This is a genomic window from Eubacterium ramulus ATCC 29099 (assembly GCF_000469345.1).
Lineage (GTDB): Bacteria > Bacillota > Clostridia > Lachnospirales > Lachnospiraceae > Eubacterium_I > Eubacterium_I ramulus.
The window spans coordinates 10,355-11,487 of record NZ_KI271103.1 but is presented as its reverse complement, the minus strand read 5'-3'; the positions used below and the strand labels follow the sequence as shown (position 1 = coordinate 11,487).

At 41.0% G+C, this 1,133-nt stretch carries 2 protein-coding genes; both read right to left on the bottom strand.

Annotated features, from left to right (window positions below; genetic code table 11):
- Positions 1–379 precede the first annotated feature (379 nt).
- Entirely contained in the window at positions 380–628 is a 249-nt protein-coding gene (locus HMPREF0373_RS04570; protein WP_002323370.1) for a helix-turn-helix domain-containing protein, read from the bottom strand.
- A 6-nt stretch (positions 629–634) separates the two neighbouring features.
- Positions 635–1,000, bottom strand: a complete 366-nt coding sequence (locus HMPREF0373_RS04565) for an RNA polymerase sigma factor (protein WP_242831186.1) — start codon at positions 998–1,000, stop codon at positions 635–637.
- Between the last annotated feature and the right edge of the window lie 133 nt (positions 1,001–1,133).

The window sequence follows — 1,133 nt, the reverse complement described above, 5'->3', positions numbered from 1 at the left end:
TTCATAATCTATGCACCCCCTTTACTGTGTGTTGTTTTTTACAAGCAGACAGACGGCTTTGGAAAGCTCCATTAGTATCTCAACTATTCCCATTCTTGTGGGCAGAACCGCACCATGCGGACGTATCATTATTCTGTGAGGATAGGTCGTGGCAAAGCGACTTTTCCAACGGTCGCTCTCGGATCACTGCGTGGGTCGCTCGCTTTCTTTTGGAAAGGTCATGGCGTACAGTCCCCGTGGCTTGCTATCTCACAAACGTATCTGTCTGCTTTATTCAGTTGTCAAAGAGCTGTGGCGAAAGCGTGTTGCTTTCATGTAAAAACAGGTGCAGAGCAGGAAAGAGGGGATTGAACCAATCATGCTCTGCGGTTACTGCTTGTTATTCTTCTTCGATTTCTAAGGCAATATCAAACCCTAAAATCATTTTAATAAGTGCTTCTCTGATGAGTCCCTTTAACTCCATATCTACAACAATATAAACATTGCCGTATTCATCATAGAGTGGACGCAGACAGCACTTTGATATGTACGGGTCATAAAATGCCAGTATCTTTTCAATCGCTTTTTCGTCCCCGTCCATTGCCTGCGAAAGCAAATAGTAGGACGGCTTCTTCATTGTGTGTTTCATTTGCTATCATTTCTCCTTTAGTATTTTTTTCATAAGCTCTAGTGAATTGTGTCGGTTTTGAAAAACACCACTTCTTGAAATATTTTGTCTTTTTGCAATCTCGGTATCGCTCATTTCCAAAAAATAATACATCAGCAAATTTTCTCGATTACGCTCAGACAAATGTTTCAAGGCTTCTGCCAGTTCATCATCACAAATACGAATATCACTACCGCATACATTGAAAATCGTATAGTCCGTATCATAGTCGTCCCAGACAGCCAGACTTTCTACAACGATTTCTGGAAGTTCACAAAAAAGCGTTTCTTCCTTTTGTCGTCGCTTTAATTTCTTCTGATAGTCCTTAACAACATGTCGGACAACTTTCTTCAAACAACTTTCAAAACGGCATTGAACTGTTTTCTGGAAGTCAGACGGTTTCATCAATCGCACCCCCTTTCCGTTACGACGTGAAAAGTGGTTATCCCTCTTTCGTAAGCGTCAAATAAAACAGTGTATAGAAAAA

What these genes read in the sequence shown, in the direction of transcription:
- HMPREF0373_RS04570 (WP_002323370.1), bottom strand. Translation starts at nt 628, where the DNA reads ATGAAACACACAATGAAGAAGCCGTCCTACTATTTGCTTTCGCAGGCA.